Origin of the sequence: Franzmannia qiaohouensis, from assembly GCF_031451695.1 — a bacterium.
Lineage (GTDB): Bacteria > Pseudomonadota > Gammaproteobacteria > Pseudomonadales > Halomonadaceae > Franzmannia > Franzmannia qiaohouensis.
The window spans coordinates 89,386-110,785 of record NZ_JARWAM010000008.1; the positions used below are offsets into that span (position 1 = coordinate 89,386).

The window sequence follows — 21,400 nt, forward strand, 5'->3', positions numbered from 1 at the left end:
CTCGGCGCTGCTGGCCAGGTGCTTACTCCCCCATCACCACGCCTTCGCGGCGCGGGTCGGCGCCGCCGTAGAAGCCGCCCTCGACGACCTGTAGCGCCTGCAGGCCGCTGACCAGCTCCCGCTCGCTGGCGTCATGGCCGCGCTGGTTGAGCGCCTCGAGCACCTCGGCGGGAAAGCCCCCCTCTTCGAGGAATACCGGCCCGCCAAGGGTAATGGCGTGAGGCAGGTCGAGCGCTTGCTGGGCGTCCAGCCCCCAGTCGAGCATCGCCACCAGCGCCTTGGCGGTGTAGTGGATGATCGCCGCACCGCCGGGGGAGCCCAGACTTGCCACCAGCGCATCGCTGTCGCGATCGAACACCAGCGTCGGGCTCATGCTCGAACGCGGCCGCTTGTGCGCCTCGACGCGGTTGGCAATCGGGTTGCCGTCAGCGTCTTCCGGCGTGAACGAAAAATCGGTCAACTCATTGTTGAGCAGGTAGCCACCGGGCAGGCCAGTGCCGCCGTCGGCCATGATCCGTGCACCGAAGGCCGACTCGATGGTGGTGGTCATGGCCAGTGCGTTGCCGTGCTCGTCGATGATGCTGATATGGCTGGTACCGTACTCGGGCTGCTCGGGCTGCACCGCCCAGGCGGTGGCGAGCTCGCCAGGCTCGCCCGGCTCGGCGCCGTCGCTACCCAGGCTCTCTTCACCCAGCAGTGCGGCCCGCCCGGCGAGATACTGAGGGTCGAGCATGCTGTTCCAGTCGTAGCCGGGCGCCTCGACGAAATCGGGGTCGGCGATATACTTGCCGCGGTCGGCGAAGGCCAGCCGCGAGGCCTCGAGAAACTGATGCAACCAGTCTACACTCGGCCGGTCATCCTCGAGCGGCGCCTCAATCTCGGGTAGGTGTTCAAGCACGCCGAGAATCTGCATGATGGTCAGATGCCCAGAGGACGGCGGCGGAAAACCGCATACGCGATAGGCCTGCCAGTCGTTGCACAGCGGCGTGCGGGTCTCGGCAGAGTAGCTGGCCAGGTCTTCAAGACTCAGGGTGCCGGGCCGCTCGGCGTGATCCTGAACGCGAGACACCAGGTCCTCGGCGATAGGCCCGGTGTGCAGCGCCTTGCTGCCGTTTTCGGCGAGCGCACGGAAGATCGTGCCTAGCGCCGGGTTCTTCAGCTCATGCCCCTCGGCCAGCGGTTCGCCATCGGGATAGTAGAACGCCCCCGCCAGCGGATCGTCGCGCAGACGCTCCTCGCCGGCCAGGCTGGCGTGCAGCCGTGGGCTGACCGCGAAGCCCTGCTCGGCCAGCGCAATCGCCGGCTCGAACAGCGCCGCCCAGGGCAGTTCACCGTGGCGCTCGTGGGCCAGTTCGAGCATGCGCACGGTCCCCGGCGCACCTACCGAGAGGCCGCTGGCCGCGGCGTCCATGAAGTCGAGCGGCTCACCCTCCTCGTCGAGGAACAGCTCGCCGTCGACGTCGCCAGGTGCCGTTTCACGGCCGTCGTAGGCCTGCACCTCCTCGCCGTCGTAGTGCATCAGGAAGGCTCCACCACCGATACCGCTGGACTGCGGCTCGACCAAGGTCAGTACCATCTGCACCGCAATCGCCGCGTCGACCGCGCTGCCACCGGCCTTGAGCACCTGGTAGCCGGCATCGGTGGCCAGCGGGTTGGCAGCGGCCACGGCGAAGCGCTGGGTCGCCCAGCCGGGCTTCTCCTCGCTGCCGGAACTGACTTCCGGGGCGATCGCCGGGATATCGTAGTCGAAGGCCACCTCGGCCTGGGCTGCGAGGGGCACGCAGAGGGTCACGGCTACCGCCCACGGCAGCAGGCGGCGGCGGGAGGGAACGGTGGGAGTAGGCATGGGACGGGCTCCTTGTCGCAGGCGTTAGGGGGAGACTGACAGCATAGACGAAAAGCGCCCGCTCGACGGGGTCGAGCGGGCGTTAGTAGGGCCATCGCCGTAAGCAGCACCGCTCGGGACTGATCCGGTGGTAGGCCTACGAGGGGGCGCTGTAAACCCGTCCCTGGGCGCTACCTTGCGCCATCCATGGCGCAAACCCCCTCTTCGACCTACCACCAGCGTCCCTCGCTAATAGACACTGCCATAGCTCGGGGTGTTTTCTCGGTTAGCCGAGCGTTTCGCCGGCGAGCATAAACCAGGTTTCGAGCACCGCATCAGGGTTCAGCGAGACCGAGTCGATGCCCTGCTCCATCAGCCACTTGGCGAGATCGGGATGATCCGATGGCCCTTGACCGCAGATGCCAACGTACTTGCCCTGGGCCTTGCAGGCCTGAATCGCCATCGCCAGGAGCTTCTTGACCGCCGGGTTACGCTCGTCGAACAAGTGCGCCACGATCCCCGAGTCGCGATCCAGGCCCAGGGTCAGCTGGGTGAGGTCGTTGGAGCCGATGGAGAAGCCATCGAAGTGGGCGAGGAACTCGTCGGCCAGCAGCGCGTTGGCCGGCAGCTCGCACATCATGATCACCTTGAGGCCGTTGTCGCCGCGGGCCAGGCCGTTGGCGGCGAGCAGGTCGACCACCGCCTTGCCTTCGTCCGGCGTGCGCACGAAGGGCACCATGATCTCGATGTTGTCGAGGCCCATCTCTTCGCGCACCCGCTTGAGCGCCTTGCATTCGAGCTCGAAGCACGGCCGGAAGGCCTCGGAAATGTAGCGCGACGCGCCGCGGAAGCCGAGCATCGGGTTCTCTTCACCGGGCTCGTAGAGCTTGCCGCCGATCAGGTTCTCGTACTCGTTGGACTTGAAGTCCGAGAGCCGCACGATGACCCGTTGCGGATAGAAGGCCGCGGCCAGGGTCGAGATGCCCTCGACCAGCTTGTCGACATAGAAGCTCACCGGGTCGCTGTAACCGGCGGTGCGCAGGTCGATGCTCTGCTGCAGGTCGAGGGGCAGGCGGTCGTAGTCGAGCAGCGCCTTGGGATGCACGCCGATCATGCGGTTGATGATGAACTCCAGGCGCGCCAGGCCGACGCCGGCGTTGGGCAGGCCGGCGAAGCTGAAGGCGCGGTCGGGATTGCCGACGTTCATCATGATCTTGAACGGAATCTCGGGCATGGCATCGACGCTCGAGACCTTGCGGTCGAAGGCCAGTAGCCCCTCGTAGACGTTGCCGGTATCGCCCTCGGCACATGACACCGTGACCTCGCGGCCGTCGCTGAGCACCGCGGTGGCGTCGCCGCAGCCGACCACTGCCGGAATGCCCAGCTCACGGGCAATGATCGCCGCGTGGCAGGTACGCCCGCCGCGGTTGGTGACGATCGCCGAAGCGCGCTTCATGATCGGCTCCCAGTCGGGATCGGTCATGTCGGTGACCAGCACGTCGCCGTCCTTGACCTTGTCCATCTCGTCCGGGGTCAGGATCACCTTGACCGCGCCCTGGCCGATGCGCTGGCCGATGGCCCGGCCGCTGACCAGGGTGCGCCCCTTCTCCTTGAGCTGGAAGCGCTCGAGCTTGCCGCCCTCCTGCTGCGAGACCACGGTTTCGGGGCGCGCCTGAACGATGTAGAGCTTGCCGTCGTCGCCGTCCAGCGCCCACTCGATGTCCATCGGCCGCTGGTAGTGTTGCTCGATGATCACCGCCTGGCGCGCCAGGTCCATGACCTGGGCGTCATTGATGCAGAAACGGCCGCGCTCGGTGAGCGGTACCTCGACGGTCTCCACCGACTTGCCGGCGCTGGTATCGGCGGTATAGATCATCTTGATCAGCTTGGAGCCGAGGTTACGGCGCAGCACTGCCGGCCGGCCGGCGGCCAGGGTCGGCTTGTGGACGTAGAACTCATCCGGATTGACCGCGCCCTGCACCACGGTTTCGCCGAGCCCCCAGGAGGCAGTGACGAACACCGCGTCGCGGAAGCCCGACTCGGTATCGAGGGTGAACATCACCCCGCTGGCACCGGTCTCGGAGCGCACCATCTTCTGCACCCCGGCAGAGAGTGCCACGTTCTCGTGGGCATAGCCGCGGTGGACCCGGTAGGAGATGGCACGATCATTGAACAGCGAGGCAAACACCTCGTGGACGGCGCGCTTGATGTTGTCGAAGCCTTCGATATTGAGGAAGGTCTCCTGCTGGCCGGCGAAGGAGGCATCTGGCAGGTCTTCGGCGGTGGCCGAGCTGCGCACCGCGGCCTTGAGGCTGGGGTGCTTGGCTTCCATCTGCTGGTAGGCGTCGCGCAGCGCCGCCTCGAAGGCCGGCGGCAGCGGTGTGTCGATCACCCACTGGCGGATCTCGGCGCCGACCCGCGCCAGCTCGCCAACGTCGTCGACGTCGAGGCGCGCCAGGGCCTGGTTGATGCGCTCGTTGAGCCCTTCGTGGGCAAGGAATTCGCGATAGGCGTGGGCCGTGGTGGCGAAGCCGCCGGGTACGCTGACGCCGGCCCCGGCCAGGTTGGAGATCATCTCGCCAAGCGAGGCGTTCTTGCCACCAACGCGTTCGACGTCGTGCATGCCCAACTGGTCGAACCACACAATGTACTCTTCCACGAGACCCCCTAGTTCAGGTGCGGAATACCGCTTGTGGCGGTATCGGCGCAAAGCGCGGCGAGGCCGCTAGCGAAGTGTGGCTCACCCTACCAAGCCAGGGCTGTATTCGCCATTGGTCTAACAGCGAAGTCACTGGAGGATTTTTACAACACGCGGGGTTTTGTGTAGTAATCGCTCCACCGCGACCAGACGAGACCACCATGACCCGCACCGCCTTCTTCATTTCCGACGGCACCGGCATCACCGCCGAAAGCCTTGGCCGCAGCCTGCTGGCTCAGTTCGAGAGCGTCGATATCCGCATGCTCACCAAGCCCTATATCGACAGCGTCGACAAGGCCGAGGCGCTGGTCGAGGTGATCAACGCCACCGCCGTGCGCGACGGCGCCCAGCCGATCATCATCGACACCATCGTCGACGCCGACATCCGCGACGTGATCAGCCAGGCCAGCGGCTTCAAGGTCGATATCTTTTCGACCTTCCTCGAGCCGCTGGAGAAAGAGCTGGCCACGCGCTCTACCTATAGCGTCGGCAGTACCCACTCGATCGGCCGCGATGATGCCTACATGAACCGCATCGATTCGGTGCACTTTGCCCTGGACAACGACGACGGCGCGCGCACCCATCAGTACGACAAGGCCGATGTCATACTGGTCGGGGTGTCGCGTTGCGGCAAGACGCCGACCTCGCTCTACCTGGCACTGCAGTTCGGCATCCGGGCCGCCAACTACCCGCTCACCGACGACGACCTCGACGAGGATGGCAGTCTCAAGCTGCCGGCGGCGCTGGCGCCCTTCCGCCACAAGCTGTTCGGCCTGACCATCGACGCCCGTCGGCTGGCGGCGATCCGCAGCGAACGGCGACCCAACAGCCGCTACTGTTCGATGGATCAGTGCATGCAGGAGGTGCAGCAGGCCGAGGGGCTGTTCCGCCAAATGCATGTGCCCTTCATCGACACCACACGCTTTTCCATCGAGGAGATCTCGACGCGCATGATCGCCGAGACCGGCCTCAACCGGCGCCTGTCGCCGCGCTAGCGCCCAGTGCCGGGCGACACATTGCTGGGCGCGGTGCGCTACGCAATGATGCCCTGCTCGCGCAGCAGGTTGATCTGCTCGGCGTTGAGCCCCATCCCGGCGAGCACGCTGTCGCTGTCATCGCCGAGCCCCGGCGGCGCGCGGCGGCTGGTCTGGCCGTCGCCATCGAAGCGCAGCGGATTGCCGACCTGGGGCACGGCGTTGCCGTCTCGCTCGAGGGTGGTGACCATGCCACGATGCAGCACCTGGGGGTCGTGCAGGGCTTCGGAAATGGTGTTGATGGGACCGGCGGGAATGCCGTGCGCCTCGAAGTCGGCGAGCCAGGCGTCCCGCGGCCGGGCCTTCAGGCAGGCCTCGATCAGCGCCACCAGGGTGTCGCGGCTGGCGACCCGCGCGCCGTTGGTGGCGTAGGCCGGGTCGCTGGCCCACTCGGGGTGGCCGAGCAGCGTGGCGAAGCGCGCAAACTGGCTGTCATTGCCCACCGTCAGTACCAGGTGGCCGTCGGCGCAGGCGAAGGCCTGGTAGGGCACGATATTGGGATGGGCATTGCCGTGTCGCTGTGGGTCGCGCCCCGACACCAGGGTGTTGAGGGCCTGGTTGGCAAGGGTCGCCAGCTGCACGTCGAGTAGCGCCACGTCGATATGTCGGCCGACACCGCTGCGCCCGCGCTCGTGGAGTGCCGCAAGCACGCCCACCGCGGCGTAGAGCCCGGTCATCACATCGGTAATCGCCACGCCGGTCTTCATCGGCATGCCCTCGGCGTCGCCGGTGACGCTCATCAAGCCGCCCATGGCCTGGATCATGAAGTCGTAGCCGGCGCGGTGGGCATAGGGGCCGTCCTGGCCGAAGCCGGTGATCGAGCAGCCGATCAGCCCCGGGTTGAGTTCATGGAGGCTGGCGTAGTCGAGGCCATACTTCTTGAGGCCGCCGACCTTGAAATTCTCCAGCAGGATATCGGCACGCGAGGCCAGCTCGCGCACCAGCGCCTGGCCCTCGGGGCGGGTGATATCCACCGCCAGCGACTGCTTGCCGCGGTTGGCGCACAGGAAATACGCCGCCTCCAGCGGGTCGCCGGCGGCGTCTTCCAGCCACGGCGGCCCCCAGCCGCGGGTGTCGTCACCGCTGCCGGGGCGTTCGATCTTGATCACCTGGGCGCCCAGATCGGCCAGCAGCTGGCCGGCCCAGGGGCCGGCCAGCACGCGTGACATATCGAGCACCACGATACCGTCGAGCGGTCCGCTCATCTTGTCTCCTTGATCACTCGGGAAAGGGCTATCGGAGATAGGCAGCACCGCTCGAACGGATCCGGCGACAGGCCTGCAAGGAGGCGCTGTAAACCCATCCCTGGGCGCTACCTTGCGCCCTACTGCGCTCTCGCATCCTGCTCCGCTTGTAGGACCGGTGCTGGCCATCCATGGCCAGCCCGTTCGGAGGAATCCTCCTCACCCATGGCGCAAACCTCCTTTTCGACCTGTCCCCTGCGTCCTTCGCTTAGATGCCGCTATTACCCTGACGGGTCCGGTCGATCAGTTGCTAAAGGCCTGAATACCGGTTTGGGCCCGTCCCAGGATCAGCGCATGAATATCGTGGGTGCCCTCATAGGTGTTGACCGCCTCGAGGTTCATCACATGGCGAATCACGTGGTACTCGTCGGCGATGCCGTTGCCGCCGTGCATGTCCCGCGCCACCCGCGCGATATCCAGCGCCTTGCCGCAGTTGTTGCGCTTGATCAGCGAGATCGCCTCGGGCACCAGCTGGCCGTCGTCGATCATGCGGCCGACGCGCAGCGCGGCCTGCAGGCCCAGGGCGATCTCGGTCTGCATGTCGGCGAGCTTCTTCTGGATCAGCTGGTTGGCGGCCAGCGGGCGGCCGAACTGCTTGCGGTCGAGGGTGTACTGGCGCGCCGCGTGCCAGCACGCCTCGGCGGCGCCCATGGTGCCCCAGGCGATACCATAACGGGCGCGATTGAGGCACGAGAACGGCCCCTTGAGGCCCTTGACGCCGGGCAGGATCTGCTCGTCGGAGACCTCCACGTCCTGCATGGCGATCTGGCCGGTGACCGAGGCGCGCAGGCTGAACTTGCCCTCGATCTTGGGTGCCGAGAGCCCCGCCATACCCTTCTCGAGGATAAAGCCGCGCAGGTCGCCTTCATCGTCCTTGGCCCACACCACGAAGACATCGGCAATCGGCGAGTTGGTGATCCAGCTCTTGGTGCCGTTGAGCTTGTAGCCGCCGTCGATCTTGGTGGCCCGGGTGCTCATGCCGTTGGGGTCGGAGCCGTGGTCGGGCTCGGTGAGGCCGAAGCAGCCGACCCACTCACCGCTGGCCAGCTTGGGCAGGTACTTGTCGCGCTGGACGTCGCTGCCGAAGGCGTGGATGGGGTACATCACCAGGCTCGACTGCACGCTCATGGCGCTACGGTAGCCGGAGTCGACGCGCTCCACTTCGCGGGCAATCAGGCCGTAGCTGACGTAGTTGAGCCCGGCACCGCCGTAGCCCTCCATGGTCGCGCCGAGCAGGCCCAGCTCGCCCATCTCGTTCATGATCTCGCGGTCGAAGCGCTCGTGGCGATTGGCCTCCAGCACCCGCGGCAGCAGCTTGTCCTGGCAGTAGTCATGGGCGGTCTGGTAGACCATGCGCTCGTCTTCGCTGAGCTGGTCGACGAGGCGGAACGGGTCGTCCCAAGTGATCGGGGTAATCTGGCTCATGGTCGGCTCCGGGGTAGCGGTGCAATAATTTCTACATTTTCATAGAATGTAGAATAAAAGCGCCGAGAACGCTACCCCTAATCCGCCCGCTAGCCCTTCTCGCCGAGCGTGGCCAGGGGGTGGTCGTCGCACTGCCAGGCACTGTGCAGCATCGCCGCGACCTCCGCCGCAGGCACGCTCGGCACATCGGCGTGGGACCATTGCGGCTGCTTGTCCTTGTCGATCAGCAGCGCGCGCACGCCCTCGGCCAGGTCGCCCTCCAGGCAGCAGCGCAGCGACAGGCTCAGCTCGTCGCGCAGCGCCTCGGCGAGGCTGGCGCGGCGATGGCGTTCGAGCATGCCCCAGGCGAGTTGCGCGGTCAGCGGGCAGCCGTCGCCGAGGCGGCGACGATTGGCGGCCAGCCAGTCGTCCTGCTGGCGGTCTGCAAGGATCGCCGCGCAGGCCTGGGCGGCATCGGCAGCGCTGGTAAGCCGCTGGATATGGTCGCGCCACGGCCACAGCTGGGCGGGCGGTGCCTGGTCGCGGTCGGCCACCGCTGCGAGGACCGCATGGATGGCGCGGTCATTCAGGGTCGTGACATTGCCGTAGTCGGCGCGGCACAGCGCATCGATCAAGGCCTCGCGACACTCGGCAGGCACCAGCTGGTCGGCCAGGCCGAGGTCGAGGGCGTCGCGGGCGTTGAGCTGCGCCCCGGTAAGCGCCAGGTAGGCACCGATGCCCGGCGGCATGCGGTTGAGAAACCAGCTCGCGCCCACGTCCGGGTAGAGGCCGATACTGATTTCGGGCATCGCCAGCCGTGAGCGCTCGGTGACCAGGCGGTGCCGGGCACCTGCCAGCAGCCCCATGCCACCACCCATGACGATGCCGTCGCCCCACGCCAGCAGCGGCTTGGGATAGGTGTGCAGGCGGTAGTCGAGGGCGTATTCGGCTCGGAAGTAGCGCACCACGTAGTCGCGCGCCGCGTGTGCGTCGCCCTGCAGTGCGCGATACAGCGCGACGATATCGCCGCCGGCGCAGAACGCCCTGTCACCGGCGCCCTCCAGCCATACCGCCACCACGCTGTCGTCTTGCTGCCAGGTCGTCAACTGGGCGTCGAGGGCCTCGATCATGTCCAGCGTCAGGGCATTGAGCGAGCGTTCGGCGTCGAGTGTTGCCACACCGATGCGGTGGCCGTCACGGGTCGGCCAGTGGGTGACACGCAGGGGGGATGGGGTGTTGGACATCGGGCCTCCAGGCAGGATAGCGGATGCCCACAGCATGATCGGCGATTTACGTTAACGTCAACTCACGTTATCCTGAAAACCATGACACCCGACAGCGCCCCCCGCACCTACTCGATCAGCGAGCTCTCGCGCATGTTCGAGGTCACCCCGCGCACCATCCGCTTCTATGAGCAGGAGGGGTTGCTCGAGCCTGAGCGCCGCGGCCAGACGCGCATCTACCACGACAAGGACCGGGTACGCCTCAAGCTGACCCTGCGCGGCAAGCGGCTGGGCTTTTCGCTGGGCGAGATTCGCGAGGTAATCGAGCTCTACGACGCCCTGCCCGACGGCAACGCTCGCCAGCTGCGGCGGCTGCTCGAGCTGCTCGCCGAGAAACGCACCAACCTGCAGCGCCAGGAGGAGGACATCCGCCTGATGCGCAAGGAGCTGGACGACGTCGAGGGGCGCTGCCGCGAGGCGCTGCTGGCGCTACCCGAAAACGCCGAGGGCTGACCCAACGGGCCAGCCCTCGGCGGTTATCGGCGGGGCCACTGGCACCCCTTGCTCAAAGAGTTGCTCATAGACCTTTGGGCGCGAAGATCCCCGGCGCATTGCGCCAGTAGCCCTTGTAGTCCATGCCGAAGCCGAACACGTAGCGGTCGACCACCTCGAGACTGCAGTAGTCGGCGGTCAGCTCAGGCACCGCCTTGCGGTCGTGACGCTTGTCGACCAGCACCGCGGTGGAGATACTCGCCGCACCGGCTTCTTCGCAGTAGCGCAGGATCGCCGCCAGGGTCGCGCCCTCGTCGAGGATATCGTCGACGATCACCACGTGGCGCCCGGCCATGGGAATCTCCGGCGAAACACGCCAGAACAGCTCGCCTCCACGCAGGCCGCCGCGATAGCGGGTGGCATGCAGGTAATCCACCTCGAGGGGGAACCCCAGCCGCGTCAGCAAGTGGCCGGTGGTGATCAGGCCGCCGTTCATCACGCAGTAGAACACCGGCAGCTTGTCGCCCAGGTCGGCGCTGATCTCGTCGGCCATGCGATCGAGGGCGCGCTCGACATCGGCCTGGGAGATCAGGCAGTCGGCGTTGTCCATCACCTCGCGCATGGTGGTGAGTGACTCATGATACAGGGGGTCGAGGTTAGGCATCGTTGTCCTGGGTCGCATTGCTTGAGGGAGAAGCGGCTTCATCGCCGCGCAGCTTGCCCTGCCCGCGGGGCTGATCGGCGCCGGGCTCGGGCGGGCGAGGGGCGGCCGCACTGCCGTCGTCGGCATCATGCTCGCTGGCCTCCAGGGCAATCGCCTGGTTGAGGGTCAGCTCGCGCACCGGCAGCGCCAGCGCGGCATCGTGCTGGTCGAGTATATCGGCGATGCGCAGCAGCACATCCTGCTGGATGTCCTGATGCTCCGCCCAATCGGTGGTCGCAGTATAGACGTGCAGCATCACGTCGAGGGTATGCTCCCCTACCCCGGTAAAATTGACCAGCATCGGCTGGTCATGATCGATATGCTCATGAGTGTCGAGCATCTCGCGAATCGATGCCACCACGTCACGCACCTGGGTCATGTCCTGATAGCGAAGCCCCAGCGTCTGGAAGATCCGCCGGTTGTGCATGCGCGAGGGGTTTTCGACGGTGATGGTGCTAAACGCCGCATTGGGCACGAACAGCAGCCGCGAGTCGAAGGTGCGAATGCGCGTCAGGCGCCAGCCAATGTCCTCGACCACGCCCTCGATCTCGCGGTCCGGCGAACGAATCCAGTCACCGACCTTGAACGGGTCGTCGAGGTGCACCGCCAGGCCGCTGAAGAAGTTGGCCAGCAGGTCACGGGCGGCAAAGCCGACCATGATCCCGCCCAGGCCGCCGAAGGCGAGGATCCCGGACAGCTGCACCCCCAGCTGCTGTAGCGCCAGCAGGCAGACCAGCACCAGCACGATCGCGCCGACCACCTTGCTGATCGCCGAGGCGCTGCTGGCATCGATGGGCTTGGCGGGATGCCCCGGGGGAGGAAACAGCAGCCGCTGTTCGACCTGCTTGACCATGCGCAGCCCGGCCCAGGCCAACATCACCAGCGTGAACAGGCTGCGCCCAGTAAGCGTCTGGCCGTCGGCCCAGCCCGGCTCGAAACGGGCCACCAGAAAGGCCAGCACCGAAAGTAGCGCGAACCCCCAGATCCATACGCGCAGCGGGCGGCGAATGGCCACCACCACGGCGTCGTCCCAGCGGCTGCGGGTGCGCTGCAGCAGCGGCCCCAGGCGCCAGATGACCAGCCAGGCGGTGAGATCCACCAGCAGCGCCACTGCGATGATCAGCAGTGGTGCCAGCAGCCACTGGGGCAGGCCGAGGTGTGCCTTGACCAGGTCTTCAAGGGGGGCCAGCAGCTCGAGCATGTCAGGCGTCGTCGCTGGCGTCGCTCAGGGCCTCGAGCCGCGCATGTACCCGGCGCCAGCGCGACAGTGCCGGCAACGCCTCGAGGTTGGGCCTAGCGCGCCGATAGCGCAGCTTGGCAGGCCGTTTGTTGGCGCGCCCGGCGCAGGCGTCGAGCGCCTCGAGCGCCGCGTCGCGGTCGTTGCACACCAGCACCATGTCGCAGCCCGCGTCCAGGGCCGCCAGCGCCGCCTGGCCAGGGCTACCGGCGACTCGCGCCGCGGCCATCAGCAGGTCGTCGGAGAAGATCGCGCCCTTGAAACCCAGCTCTTCGCGCAACAGGCCAAGCCAGCTGCGCGAGAACCCCGCTGGCTTGTCGTCGAAGGCGCTATAGATGACGTGGGAGGGCATGATCCCATCGAGACGTGAAGCCAGCTCGGCGAAGGGCCGCATGTCATGCTCACGCAGCACCGAGAGCGGCCGGGGGTCCACCGGCAGCTCGTGGTGCGAGTCTGCCACCACGCCGCCGTGGCCGGGAAAGTGCTTGCCGATGGCGACCATCCCGGCATCGTGCAGGCCGCTGATGAAGGCACCGCCGAGCAGGCTGACGACCTGGGGATCGGAAGAGAAACTGCGATCACCGATCAAGATCGAGTCGCCGTCGACGTCGAGCACCGGGGCGAATGAGACGTCGAAGCCGCAGGCAGCCATCTCCATGCCCAGCAGCCAGCCGGCATCCTGACACTGCTGCAGTACGGCCTGGGGATCGTCGTCGTAGCCGGCCGCCAGCTGCGCCATCGACGGCAGGCGGGTGACGCCCTGGCGCAGACGCTGCACACGGCCGCCCTCCTGATCGATGGCCAGCAGCAGGTCGGGGCGCACTCGGCGAATCGCCGCGCACAGCGCTTGAACCTGGACGGCGTCCTCGACATTGCGGGAGAACAGGATCACGCCGCCAACCTCGGGACGCTTGAGCATGTCACCTTCTTCTCGGCTGAGCCGGGGCCCTTCCAGGTCCAGCATCACCGGGCCGATAGGTTGCGTCATGTTCATCTTCCTTGGCAGAGAAGGAGCCGATTCTAGACCAAGCGCCAGGCCGACAACAGGGGATGACCCGACGCCCTTCGCTCAGCACCAGACAAGAGCGGCCGGGGCCGATCAGTCGTGAAGCCACACCGGGGTGCCGGCCGGGGCGAAATCGAACACCTCGAGCAGCGCCGTATCGCGCAGCCGCAGGCAGCCGTGGGAGGCCGGGGTGCCCATCGGCTGATCCGGCGGCGTGCCATGCAGGTAAATATAGCGGCGCTGGGAGTCGACCTGGCCGCCGCGGTTATACCCCGGCTCGAGTCCGCATAGCCACAGGATACGAGTCAGGATCCAGTCGCGTGCAGGATACTCGGCGGCCAGTGTCGCGTCGAACACCTCGCCGGTCGGGCGACGACCGCGAAACACCGCGCCCGGCGGCTGGCCGTCGCCGATCGCCGCGCGCACATAGTGCCAACCGAGCGGCGTCTGACCGCTACCGTCACGCTGGCCGATGCCTGCCGCACCGCTGGAGACCGGATAGTCGGCGACCCGCTGGCGGCCCTGCCAGCACCACAGCCGCTGGGTCGAGAGATCGACCTCCAGCCAGTGGCCTGTCTCCGGGGGCAGCTGCTCGAGGCGCGGGGTAGTCACCATCAGACCGCCGCCGGCAGGCTATCCGGCGCTGCGTCGGGCAGCGGCGCATTCATCGCCGCCACCACCACCGGGCGCAGGCGGCGGATCAGTTCGCGTACGCTGACGTGGTCGCCGTAGTCCTTCTCGGCGATGTCGCGCAGCGCATCCAGTCCCGAGAGGGTGAAGATCACCGTGCCGAGCACGAAGTGCAGCCGCCAGAAGCGCTCGGCTTCGGGCAACTCAGGGGTGGCCTTGCGCACCAGCTCGGAGAAGCGGCTGAACACGCTGCCGTAGTGATCCTGAATATAGCGCCGCAGGTGCCCCTGGGCCTGGCTGTAGGCCAGCCCCAGCAAGCGCATGAAGACCTTAAGGCTGTTACGCTCGGCGGGGACATCGAGCACCGTTTTTGCCATGCTCTCCAGCAGCACTTCTAGCGGTATGACGCGGCCGGCGTACTCCGCCTCGAGCTCATCCAGGGCAGCGTGGAAACGCTCGGTGAAGGGGTCCAGATAGCGCGCAAACACGGCCTGGATCAACGCCTTCTTGGAGCCGAAGTGGTAGTTGACCGCGGCCAGGTTGACCTTGGCCTTGCTGGTAATGTTGCGCAGCGAGGTCTCCGCGAAGCCTCGCTCGGCAAACAGTACCTCTGCGGTGTCGAGTATGCGCGTCACGGTATCGGGTTGTGCCATGTCCCCCCCTGCCGAGTTGGTAAACAGTTGTTTTAAACGTAATTATATTCTACGCAATATGACACTTGGTCACAAACATGGCGTTTTAAACGCTACAACGCTTTTACTGGATACTCAGCCATACTGTATACTTAACCAAACACCGCCACCCACTTGCGGAGGTCACATGACCCGCCCTCTCACCCCACGCCAGCAGAACGTCTACGACTTCATCGTCAAGACCATGTCCGAGCTGGGCTATCCGCCAACCCGCGCCGAGATCGCCAGGGCCCTGGGCTTTCGCTCGCCCAATGCCGCCGAGGAGCATCTGCGCGCACTGAGCAAGAAGGGCGTGATTCGCATGGTTGCCGGCACCTCGCGGGGCATCCGCCTCCCCGCCCAGGAGCAGGACCCTGCGATCGATGCCAGCGCTCAGCCCGGCCTGCCGATCATCGGCGAGGTGGCCGCCGGCAGCCCGATTCTGGCCGCCGCCCACATCGATCGCCACTGTCCGCTGCCGCCGGAGTACTTCACGCCCCGCGCCGACTATCTGCTGCGGGTGCGCGGCCTGTCGATGAAGGACATCGGGATCCTCGAGGGCGACCTGCTCGCCGTGCACCGCACAGAGCGCATTCGCGACGGCCAGATCGTGGTCGCCCGGCTGGAGGACGAAGTCACCGTCAAGCGCTTCAAGCGCCAGGGGCACCAGGTGTGGCTGACCGCCGAGAACGAGGACTTCGCCCCCATCGAGGTCGACCTGCGCCATCAGGAGCTCGAGATCGAAGGCATCGGCGTTGGCGTGATTCGCGGCGGCAACGGCCAGGCGCTGGGCTAAGCCTCAGCCACGTAATGCGCAAGATCCTGCACGCCGACTGCGACTGCTTCTATGCCGCGGTGGAGATGCGCGACCGGCCCGCACTGCGCGAGGTGCCGCTGGCGGTGGGCGGTAGTGCCGAGCGCCGCGGGGTGGTGGCAACCTGCAACTACCCGGCGCGCGCCTTCGGCGTGCGCAGCGCCATGCCCACCGCCAAGGCGCTGCGGCTGTGCCCGGAGCTGGTGGTCCTGCCTCCCGATTTCGAACGCTACCGCGCCGTCTCGCAGCAGATCCAGGCGCTGTTTGCCGAGCTCACCCCGCTGATCGAGCCGCTGTCGCTGGACGAGGCCTACCTCGATGTCAGCGAGGTCGAACGCTTCCGCGGCAGCGCCACCTGGATGGCCAGCTGGCTCAAGGAACAGACCCTGGCTCGCACCGGTATCACCCTGTCGGTGGGCGTGGCGCCGAGCAAGTTCCTGGCCAAGATCGCCAGCGACTGGGACAAGCCCGACGGCCTCACGGTGATCACCCCCGACGCCGTCGAGGATTTCCTGCGTCCGCTGCCGGTAAGCAAGCTGCACGGCGTAGGGCCGGCCACCGCGGCCAAGCTCGAAGGGCTGGGCATTCACACCTGCGACGACCTGCGCCAGCGTTCGCTGGCCACCCTCCTCGAGCGCTTCGGCAAGTTCGGCCGCCACCTCTACCAGCTGGCCCGGGGCATCGATGAGCGCGAGGTTAAGATCAGCCGCGAGCGCAAGTCGGTCAGCGTCGAGACCACCTTCGACCGCGACCTTCCCGACCTCTCCGCCTGTCGCCAGGCGCTGATGCCGCTGTTCGACAAGCTGCAGCAGCGCCTGGCACGCCACGATCACCCGCCCAGCGACAAGCGCTTCGTCAAGGTACGCTTCGACGACTTCAGCCTGACCACCATGGAGGGCATGGGTAACGCCGGTGACCCGCAGGGCTTCCAGCACCTGCTCGAGCAGGCCTGGCAGCGCGGCGCGCGCCCGGTGAGGCTGCTCGGCGTTGGGGTGCGTCTGGTCCCCGAAGACGCCCAGCGCCAGCTGACGCTATTCGACGAAACGTGATCGCCCGTGGCCGCTACTTGGTATCGATATAGCGCCGGGAGTTAAAGGTCGCCACCCACTCGGGATGATAGACCACCAGCACGCTGAGCAGCATGCCGCTGATAAAGGCCTCGGAGGGCATCAGCAGCGGCAGGAAGCGCGCATACTCCGAAGCCAGGAACCACGCCTCGGGGTCGCTTGTGCCGAGGCCGACGATGGCTACCGTGGTCAGCCCGCTGGCCAGGGTGGCAAGCGCCGTGCCGAAGAAACCGCAGACGAACACGAAGACCGGCAGGTTATCGGCCAGCCAGCGATCCACCAGCCGCCAGGCGATGACCATCACCAGCGCCGGCACCACCCCGCTGACCAGCACATTGACCCCCAGCAGCGGCCAGGCCACCCGCCCCAGCAACACCATGCCGAGATTGACCGCCAGGCAGATCAGCAGCGCCAGCGGCGCCTTGAAGATCAGCGTCAGCAGCGCGGTGAATACCAGGTGCAGGGTTAGCCAGTCCACCGCCTGAGCGCGCAGCTGCCACATCAGCAGTACCGCCACCAGCGCCGCCAGCCAGCGGTGCTGCAGGGCGACGTCGGCAAGCAGCGCCCGCCACGGCCGCTGGGCCAGGGCCAGGCACAGCACCGCGCCACTGATCAGCCAGCCGAGCCCCAGCATCCAGGGCATCAGCACTACCTCGGCGAAGGTCATGGCGCACTCCGTGTTCGATCAGGCGAAGACGACCGTCTTGTTGCCATGGATCAGCACCCGGTCTTCGAGGTGCCAGCGCAGCCCGCGGGCCAGCACCGCCTTCTCCACGTCGCGGCCGAAGCGCACCAGGTCATCGGCGGTATGGCAGTGGCTGACACGATGAATGTCCTGTTCGATGATCGGCCCGGCATCGAGCTCTTCGGTAACGTAGTGGCAGGTGGCGCCGATAAGCTTGACGCCGCGCTGGTAGGCCTGGTGGTAAGGCTTGGCACCGGCGAAGGACGGCAGGAAGCTGTGATGGATATTGATCACCCGCCCGGCATAGCGCTGGCACAGTGCCGGCGGCAGAATCTGCATGTAGCGCGCCAGCACCACACTGTCGGCGTCGGCTTGCTCCACCAGTCGCTCCACCTCGGCGAACGCCTGCGGCTTGGTGTCAGGGGTGACCGGCACCCGGTGGTAGGGAATGCCGTGCCATTCGACCAGCGCTCGCAGGTCATCGTGGTTGGAGATCACGCAGGGGATCTCGCAGTCGAGCTCACCGGCCGTCCAGCGATACAGCAGATCGACCAGGCAATGGCTCTCCCGCGACACCATCAGCACCACTCTGGGGCGCCTGGTGGTATCGGTGAGCGCCCAGTCCATCGCAAACTCCGTGGCGATCGGCGTAAACGCCTCGCGCAGCTGCTCGGCGCTCAACCCCACCGAATCGGCGAGGATTTCGTAACGCATGAAGAAGCGGCCGGTAGCCAGGTCGGAGTGCTGGCTGGCTTCGGTGATCGAGCCGCCCTGGCGTGCAATGAAGCCTGACACGCGGGCGACGATCCCGACCTGATCGGGACAGGACACGACCAGACGATAGTAATCGGACATCGGGTAACCATCAGTAGAAAAGAGAAGACGCCATGGAGCCGCCAGGCTCGGCGTTAGTGTAACGAATTCAACGGCATCGGAACACGCGCGTTGTGGGGCCGGCGAGCCTTCCCGTATGATGAAAGCACGCTTTCTCAAGGCCGCAGTCACTCATGCCGCAACCCCGCGTTACCGTTCGCCGCCGTCAGCATCCGCCGCTCAAGCTGCTGCCCCTGGGTGGCTGCGGCGAGATCGGCATGAACCTTACGCTTTACGGCTATCAGGATCACTGGCTGGCGGTGGACTGCGGGATGATGATTCGCCAGGACCTGCCGGACACGCCGCTGCAGGTACCCAACCTGACCACCCTGGCGAGCCTGGAGATCGCCCCCCAGGCGCTGGTCATCACCCACGGCCATGAGGACCATATCGGCGCGGCGGCGTGGCTGTGGCCGCGCTGGGGCTGTCCGATCTACGCCACGCCGCTGGCCGCTGGACTGCTGCGCGCCAAGTTCCACGAACGCGGCCTGGCGAGTGATGCGATAGCGGTGATCGAACCCGGCGAGGCGCTGGACAACGGTCCTTTCAGCCTGCGCTACCTGCCGCTGACCCACTCGATTCCGGAGAGCTGCGCGCTGCTGATCATGACCCCGCACCACAAGATCCTGCACAGCGGCGACTGGAAGCTCGACCCCGAGCCGCTGATCGGATCACCGATGGATCCGGCGCTGTTCCAGTCGCTGGCGCCGGTCGACCTGGTGATCGGCGACTCCACCAATGCCACCCTGCCCGGCCATTCGCGCAGCGAGGGCGACGTCGCCCGGGCACTCGAGCGTACCCTGGCCGACTGCCCCGGACGGGTGATCGTCAGCTGCTTCGCCAGCAACCTGGCGCGGGTGCTGGCGGTGGGTCGTGCGGCAGCTCGCACCGGCCGCCGGGTATGCCTGATGGGACGCTCCATGGAACGCATGGTCGGCGTGGCGCGCGGGCTCGGCTATCTGGATGACCTGCCACCGCTGGTGCCGGTGCGTGATCTCGGCTACCTGCCCCCCGAGGAGGTGCTGGTGATCGCCACCGGCAGCCAGGGCGAGCCGCGCGCTGCGCTGTCGCGACTGGCGCAGAATCGTCATCCCCATTTCGAGCTGGTGGCCGGCGACAGCGTGATCTTCTCGGCCAAGGCGATTCCTGGCAACGAGCGCTTGATCGAGCGCCTGCAGCTCGCCCTGCGTCAGCTCGGCGTCACCCTCTTCGATGAGCATAAGCATCCCGAGCTCCACGCCTCGGGCCATCCGGCCCAGGACGAACTGGCGATCTTCTATGATTGGATCAAGCCACGCCACCTGCTGCCGGTGCACGGCGAGCGGCACCATCAGCAGGCCCACGTAGCGCTCGCCGAGCGGCTCGGCATCGCCGCTCCGCTGATTCCGGTCAACGGCGACCTGATGCGCTTCGACGGCCAGGGCCTGCACCTCGAGAGCCGTCACCCGCAGCCGCCCTGCATCGTCAGCCAGAATGCCGTGACCCCGGCGCCGGGCCTCAACGGCAGCGATGCGTCGCGCCGCGGCAGCCTGTTTCTGGCCATCACCGTGACCCCCGACGGCGACGGCTGGACCCGAATCGGCCGGATGGTGGTCGATGACAGTGCCGCCTCGCATCTCGACGCCGATGATCTGGGGGATTGGCTCGACCATCAGTTGCAGGAGCTCGACGCCGACGACCTTGCCGAACTGCGCCGCCGGCTACAGCCACGGATGATCGACTACCTGGGTGAGCGCATGCGCCATCTGCCGACCGTGCATCTGCAACTGCTGGCCGGCGAACGCTACGAGCACTAGCTCGCCGCCCCCGCCAACCGGGATGCCCCACCCACACATGACAAGGCGAGCCCGGAGGCTCGCCTTGTCATGTGTCGAATTGCCGTTGGCTCGACTTGTCACTCTTTCTTGGCGTTCTTCGGCGGGCGCCCACGACGACGCTTCGGCTGCTCGCCGACCAGATCGTCGAGAGAAAGCCCGGCGTCGTTGATGGCCTCACGAATCTCGGCCAGCTTGCGCTCCTTCATGGCTTCCTCTTGCTGGCGCTGCTTGTCCTCGTCCTGCTTCTGCTCGATCACTTCACCGATAACTTCGGCGAGTTTGTGCAATTGCTCCATGCTCAGCTGACGCGCTGCGGCACGAGCAACGTTCTTATTGCGAGCGATACGCTCCAGAGATTCGGAAGACATCGGCCTCCTCCTTAGTAAAAGTCAGGGAACACATACACGCGATACCTGGCTAAAAAGTATAAGCCGATATTACGTCTTGGCAAGAAAAGAGAGCAGAAAAAACCCGCCACTCTTGAGCAGTAGGGCGGGCATTGGCGGCCGACAAGTATCGCCAGGGTCGCAGAATTGTCTGCTAGCCACCGGTCATATTCATAAAGCGAACTACCTGAACATCACCGTCGGTGGTGAAGTGGTGGCGCTCGGGCTTGAGCGGCATGGCGTCGATAATCGCCGCCTTGAGAGCATCCATATCCCCGGGATGACGGCGCAGTACCGCGCGCAGATCTACCGAGTGCTCATTGCCCAGACACAGCAGCAGGCGCCCTTCTACCGTGACGCGGACACGATTGCATGTCGAACAGAAGTTATGGCTGTGGGGAGAGATGAAGCCGATCCGCGAGTCGCTGTCAGCCATGCGGAAGTAGCGCGACGGCCCAAGGGTGCTCTCGGTAGTAGGCAGCAGCGGATAGCGCGCCTCGATCAGTTCCTGCACTTCGTCACTGGAGCAGAAGGTTTCCGCGCGGGAATGATCCGAGACGTCGCCAAGCGGCATCTCCTCGATAAAGCTGATGTCGAGGGCTTCACGGCGCGCGAACTCGACCAGGTCGACCACTTCATCGTCGTTGCGCCCCTTGAGCACCACGGCATTGAGCTTGATACGCTCGAAGCCTACGTCGCGGGCCGCGCGAATGCCGTCGATCACCTTGTGCAGATCGCCGGTGCGGGTAAGCTGCCGAAATTTTTCGGCATCCAGCGAATCGAGGCTGATATTGAGGCGCTTGAGGCCGCCATCGCGCAGCGCCTGGGCGTGCTTGACCAGGCCCGCACCGTTGGTGGTCATGGCAAAGTCATCGAGCCCCAGGCTGCCAATCTCGTCGACCAGCTGCTCGATACCGCGCCGCACCAGCGGCTCGCCGCCAGTCAACCGGACTTTCTCTACGCCGAGCTCGACGAAGGCCCGCGCCACCATCGACAGTTCTTCCAGGGTCAATACCTGGGCGCGTGGCAGGAAGGTCATCTCCTCGCTCATGCAGTAGACGCAGCGGAAATCGCAGCGGTCTGTCACCGAAATACGCACGTAGCGCACGCGGCGATTGAAGTCATCGATCAACGTCGTCATACAGTCTCCCAACGGCGTGCAGCATGTTTGTCGGTGCTTCGTTCGGCCACCCAGTAGTCGCCGTGACAGGTGTGTTCTTTCTTCCAGAACGGCGCCCGCGTCTTGAGGTAGTCCATGATGAAATCACAGGCCTCGAACGCTGCGCGCCGGTGTGCACTGGCCACCGCCACCAGCACGATAGCGTCCCCCGGTAACAGCTTGCCGACCCGGTGAATCAAGCGCACGCCGTCAAGCGGCCAGCGCTGCTCGGCCTCGGCAACGATCTGCTCCAACGCCGCTTCCGTCATGCCCGGATAGTGCTCGAGGCTCAGCGCCTCGACATCGGGTTTCTCATTGAAGTCGCGCACCAGGCCAGTGAAACAGACCACCGCGCCGATATCGCTACGCCCCTCGCAAAGCGCAAGCTGCTCGGCACCGGGATCGAACGATGCCTGCTGGATTCGAATCATT

20 protein-coding genes are annotated in these 21,400 nt (G+C 66.1%); 5 read left to right on the plus strand and 15 right to left on the minus strand.

Translation table 11 applies throughout. The features are described from left to right. Positions 1–22: 22 nt before the first annotated feature. Positions 23–1,846 carry a gamma-glutamyltransferase gene (gene ggt / locus QC821_RS12445; protein ID WP_309721809.1) on the minus strand — a complete coding sequence of 608 codons (1,824 nt, stop codon included), beginning with the start codon at positions 1,844–1,846 and terminating at the stop codon, positions 23–25. Positions 1,847–2,111: 265 nt separating this feature from the next. Next, positions 2,112–4,484 carry a phosphoenolpyruvate synthase gene (gene ppsA / locus QC821_RS12450; protein WP_309721812.1) on the minus strand — a complete coding sequence of 791 codons (2,373 nt, stop codon included), beginning with the start codon at positions 4,482–4,484 and terminating at the stop codon, positions 2,112–2,114. Positions 4,485–4,684: 200 nt separating this feature from the next. Here ppsA and ppsR point away from each other — a divergent pair, with 200 nt between their 5' ends. After that, positions 4,685–5,518 (plus strand): posphoenolpyruvate synthetase regulatory kinase/phosphorylase PpsR, encoded by an 834-nt coding sequence (gene ppsR / locus QC821_RS12455; protein ID WP_309721815.1) that lies wholly within the window; start codon positions 4,685–4,687, stop codon positions 5,516–5,518. Positions 5,519–5,556: 38 nt separating this feature from the next. Here ppsR and QC821_RS12460 read toward each other — a convergent pair whose 3' ends face one another. The 3 genes from QC821_RS12460 to QC821_RS12470 all read right to left on the minus strand — a co-directional run bounded on the left by QC821_RS12460 (position 5,557) and on the right by QC821_RS12470 (position 9,449). Next, entirely contained in the window at positions 5,557–6,762 is a 1,206-nt protein-coding gene (locus QC821_RS12460; protein ID WP_309721818.1) for a CaiB/BaiF CoA transferase family protein, read from the minus strand. A 282-nt stretch (positions 6,763–7,044) separates the two neighbouring features. Beyond that, positions 7,045–8,226 (minus strand): acyl-CoA dehydrogenase, encoded by a 1,182-nt coding sequence (locus tag QC821_RS12465; protein WP_309721821.1) that lies wholly within the window; start codon positions 8,224–8,226, stop codon positions 7,045–7,047. A gap of 89 nt (positions 8,227–8,315) precedes the next feature. Further along, positions 8,316–9,449: an enoyl-CoA hydratase/isomerase family protein gene (locus tag QC821_RS12470; RefSeq protein ID WP_309721824.1), complete on the minus strand. Its 1,134-nt coding sequence runs from the start codon at positions 9,447–9,449 to the stop codon at positions 8,316–8,318. A gap of 81 nt (positions 9,450–9,530) precedes the next feature. Here QC821_RS12470 and QC821_RS12475 point away from each other — a divergent pair, with 81 nt between their 5' ends. After that, positions 9,531–9,941: a MerR family transcriptional regulator gene (locus tag QC821_RS12475; RefSeq protein WP_309721826.1), complete on the plus strand. Its 411-nt coding sequence runs from the start codon at positions 9,531–9,533 to the stop codon at positions 9,939–9,941. Positions 9,942–10,005: 64 nt separating this feature from the next. On the opposite strand, the gene QC821_RS12480 is transcribed toward QC821_RS12475, so the two are convergent. From QC821_RS12480 to QC821_RS12500, 5 genes are all read right to left on the minus strand, one after another. After that, positions 10,006–10,584, minus strand: coding sequence for a hypoxanthine-guanine phosphoribosyltransferase (locus tag QC821_RS12480; protein ID WP_095619028.1), 579 nt, complete (start codon positions 10,582–10,584; stop codon positions 10,006–10,008). Then, positions 10,577–11,824 (minus strand): mechanosensitive ion channel family protein, encoded by a 1,248-nt coding sequence (locus QC821_RS12485; protein WP_309721829.1) that lies wholly within the window; start codon positions 11,822–11,824, stop codon positions 10,577–10,579. Before QC821_RS12485 ends, QC821_RS12480 begins: the two co-directional genes overlap by 8 nt. A gap of 1 nt (position 11,825) precedes the next feature. Beyond that, complete coding sequence (gene nagZ / locus QC821_RS12490; protein ID WP_309721832.1) at positions 11,826–12,848, minus strand: beta-N-acetylhexosaminidase; 1,023 nt, start codon at positions 12,846–12,848, stop codon at positions 11,826–11,828. A 111-nt stretch (positions 12,849–12,959) separates the two neighbouring features. Next, the gene (locus QC821_RS12495; protein ID WP_309721835.1) at positions 12,960–13,481 is read right to left on the minus strand and encodes a L,D-transpeptidase family protein; all 522 of its coding nucleotides are present in this window, start codon (positions 13,479–13,481) and stop codon (positions 12,960–12,962) included. After that, on the minus strand, positions 13,481–14,149 hold the full coding sequence (locus QC821_RS12500; RefSeq protein WP_309721838.1) for a TetR/AcrR family transcriptional regulator: 669 nt from the start codon (positions 14,147–14,149) through the stop codon (positions 13,481–13,483). Before QC821_RS12500 ends, QC821_RS12495 begins: the two co-directional genes overlap by 1 nt. A 166-nt stretch (positions 14,150–14,315) precedes the next feature. Here QC821_RS12500 and lexA point away from each other — a divergent pair, with 166 nt between their 5' ends. Continuing rightward, positions 14,316–14,963 (plus strand): transcriptional repressor LexA, encoded by a 648-nt coding sequence (lexA, locus tag QC821_RS12505; RefSeq protein ID WP_309721841.1) that lies wholly within the window; start codon positions 14,316–14,318, stop codon positions 14,961–14,963. Positions 14,964–14,977: 14 nt separating this feature from the next. Beyond that, a complete protein-coding gene (gene dinB / locus QC821_RS12510) occupies positions 14,978–16,030 on the plus strand; it encodes a DNA polymerase IV (RefSeq protein WP_309721844.1) in 1,053 nt (350 codons plus the stop codon). 13 nt (positions 16,031–16,043) lie between these two features. Here dinB and QC821_RS12515 read toward each other — a convergent pair whose 3' ends face one another. Together QC821_RS12515 and purU are read right to left on the minus strand one after the other, a co-directional pair. Then, a complete protein-coding gene (locus QC821_RS12515) occupies positions 16,044–16,715 on the minus strand; it encodes an energy-coupling factor ABC transporter permease (protein WP_309721846.1) in 672 nt (223 codons plus the stop codon). Positions 16,716–16,733: 18 nt separating this feature from the next. Next, on the minus strand, positions 16,734–17,588 hold the full coding sequence (purU, locus tag QC821_RS12520) for a formyltetrahydrofolate deformylase (protein WP_309721848.1): 855 nt from the start codon (positions 17,586–17,588) through the stop codon (positions 16,734–16,736). Positions 17,589–17,824: 236 nt separating this feature from the next. On the opposite strand from purU, the gene QC821_RS12525 reads away from it, so the two are divergent. Further along, positions 17,825–19,402, plus strand: coding sequence for a ribonuclease J (locus QC821_RS12525; protein ID WP_309722233.1), 1,578 nt, complete (start codon positions 17,825–17,827; stop codon positions 19,400–19,402). Between the two features lie 98 nt (positions 19,403–19,500). Here the strand turns inward: QC821_RS12525 and QC821_RS12530 are convergent, their stop codons facing one another. The 3 genes from QC821_RS12530 to moaE all read right to left on the minus strand — a co-directional run bounded on the left by QC821_RS12530 (position 19,501) and on the right by moaE (position 21,399). After that, positions 19,501–19,791, minus strand: a complete 291-nt coding sequence (locus QC821_RS12530; protein WP_095619022.1) for an H-NS family histone-like protein — start codon at positions 19,789–19,791, stop codon at positions 19,501–19,503. Between the two features lie 172 nt (positions 19,792–19,963). Beyond that, on the minus strand, positions 19,964–20,950 hold the full coding sequence (gene moaA / locus QC821_RS12535) for a GTP 3',8-cyclase MoaA (RefSeq protein WP_309721851.1): 987 nt from the start codon (positions 20,948–20,950) through the stop codon (positions 19,964–19,966). Beyond that, entirely contained in the window at positions 20,947–21,399 is a 453-nt protein-coding gene (gene moaE / locus QC821_RS12540; RefSeq protein ID WP_095619020.1) for a molybdopterin synthase catalytic subunit MoaE, read from the minus strand. Before moaE ends, moaA begins: the two co-directional genes overlap by 4 nt. Position 21,400 lies beyond the last annotated feature (1 nt).

Coding starts and splice junctions, on each gene's coding strand:
- ggt (WP_309721809.1), bottom strand. CDS start 1,846: ATGCCTACTCCCACCGTTCCCTCCCGCCGCCGCCTGCTGCCGTGGGCG.
- ppsR (WP_309721815.1), top strand. CDS start 4,685: ATGACCCGCACCGCCTTCTTCATTTCCGACGGCACCGGCATCACCGCC.
- QC821_RS12460 (WP_309721818.1), bottom strand. CDS start 6,762: ATGAGCGGACCGCTCGACGGTATCGTGGTGCTCGATATGTCACGCGTG.
- QC821_RS12465 (WP_309721821.1), bottom strand. CDS start 8,226: ATGAGCCAGATTACCCCGATCACTTGGGACGACCCGTTCCGCCTCGTC.
- QC821_RS12470 (WP_309721824.1), bottom strand. CDS start 9,449: ATGTCCAACACCCCATCCCCCCTGCGTGTCACCCACTGGCCGACCCGT.
- QC821_RS12475 (WP_309721826.1), top strand. CDS start 9,531: ATGACACCCGACAGCGCCCCCCGCACCTACTCGATCAGCGAGCTCTCG.
- QC821_RS12480 (WP_095619028.1), bottom strand. CDS start 10,584: ATGCCTAACCTCGACCCCCTGTATCATGAGTCACTCACCACCATGCGC.
- QC821_RS12485 (WP_309721829.1), bottom strand. CDS start 11,824: ATGCTCGAGCTGCTGGCCCCCCTTGAAGACCTGGTCAAGGCACACCTC.
- nagZ (WP_309721832.1), bottom strand. CDS start 12,848: ATGACGCAACCTATCGGCCCGGTGATGCTGGACCTGGAAGGGCCCCGG.
- QC821_RS12495 (WP_309721835.1), bottom strand. CDS start 13,481: ATGGTGACTACCCCGCGCCTCGAGCAGCTGCCCCCGGAGACAGGCCAC.
- QC821_RS12500 (WP_309721838.1), bottom strand. CDS start 14,149: ATGGCACAACCCGATACCGTGACGCGCATACTCGACACCGCAGAGGTA.
- lexA (WP_309721841.1), top strand. CDS start 14,316: ATGACCCGCCCTCTCACCCCACGCCAGCAGAACGTCTACGACTTCATC.
- dinB (WP_309721844.1), top strand. CDS start 14,978: ATGCGCAAGATCCTGCACGCCGACTGCGACTGCTTCTATGCCGCGGTG.
- QC821_RS12515 (WP_309721846.1), bottom strand. CDS start 16,715: ATGACCTTCGCCGAGGTAGTGCTGATGCCCTGGATGCTGGGGCTCGGC.
- purU (WP_309721848.1), bottom strand. CDS start 17,588: ATGTCCGATTACTATCGTCTGGTCGTGTCCTGTCCCGATCAGGTCGGG.
- QC821_RS12525 (WP_309722233.1), top strand. CDS start 17,825: ATGAACCTTACGCTTTACGGCTATCAGGATCACTGGCTGGCGGTGGAC.
- QC821_RS12530 (WP_095619022.1), bottom strand. CDS start 19,791: ATGTCTTCCGAATCTCTGGAGCGTATCGCTCGCAATAAGAACGTTGCT.
- moaA (WP_309721851.1), bottom strand. CDS start 20,950: ATGACGACGTTGATCGATGACTTCAATCGCCGCGTGCGCTACGTGCGT.
- moaE (WP_095619020.1), bottom strand. CDS start 21,399: ATGATTCGAATCCAGCAGGCATCGTTCGATCCCGGTGCCGAGCAGCTT.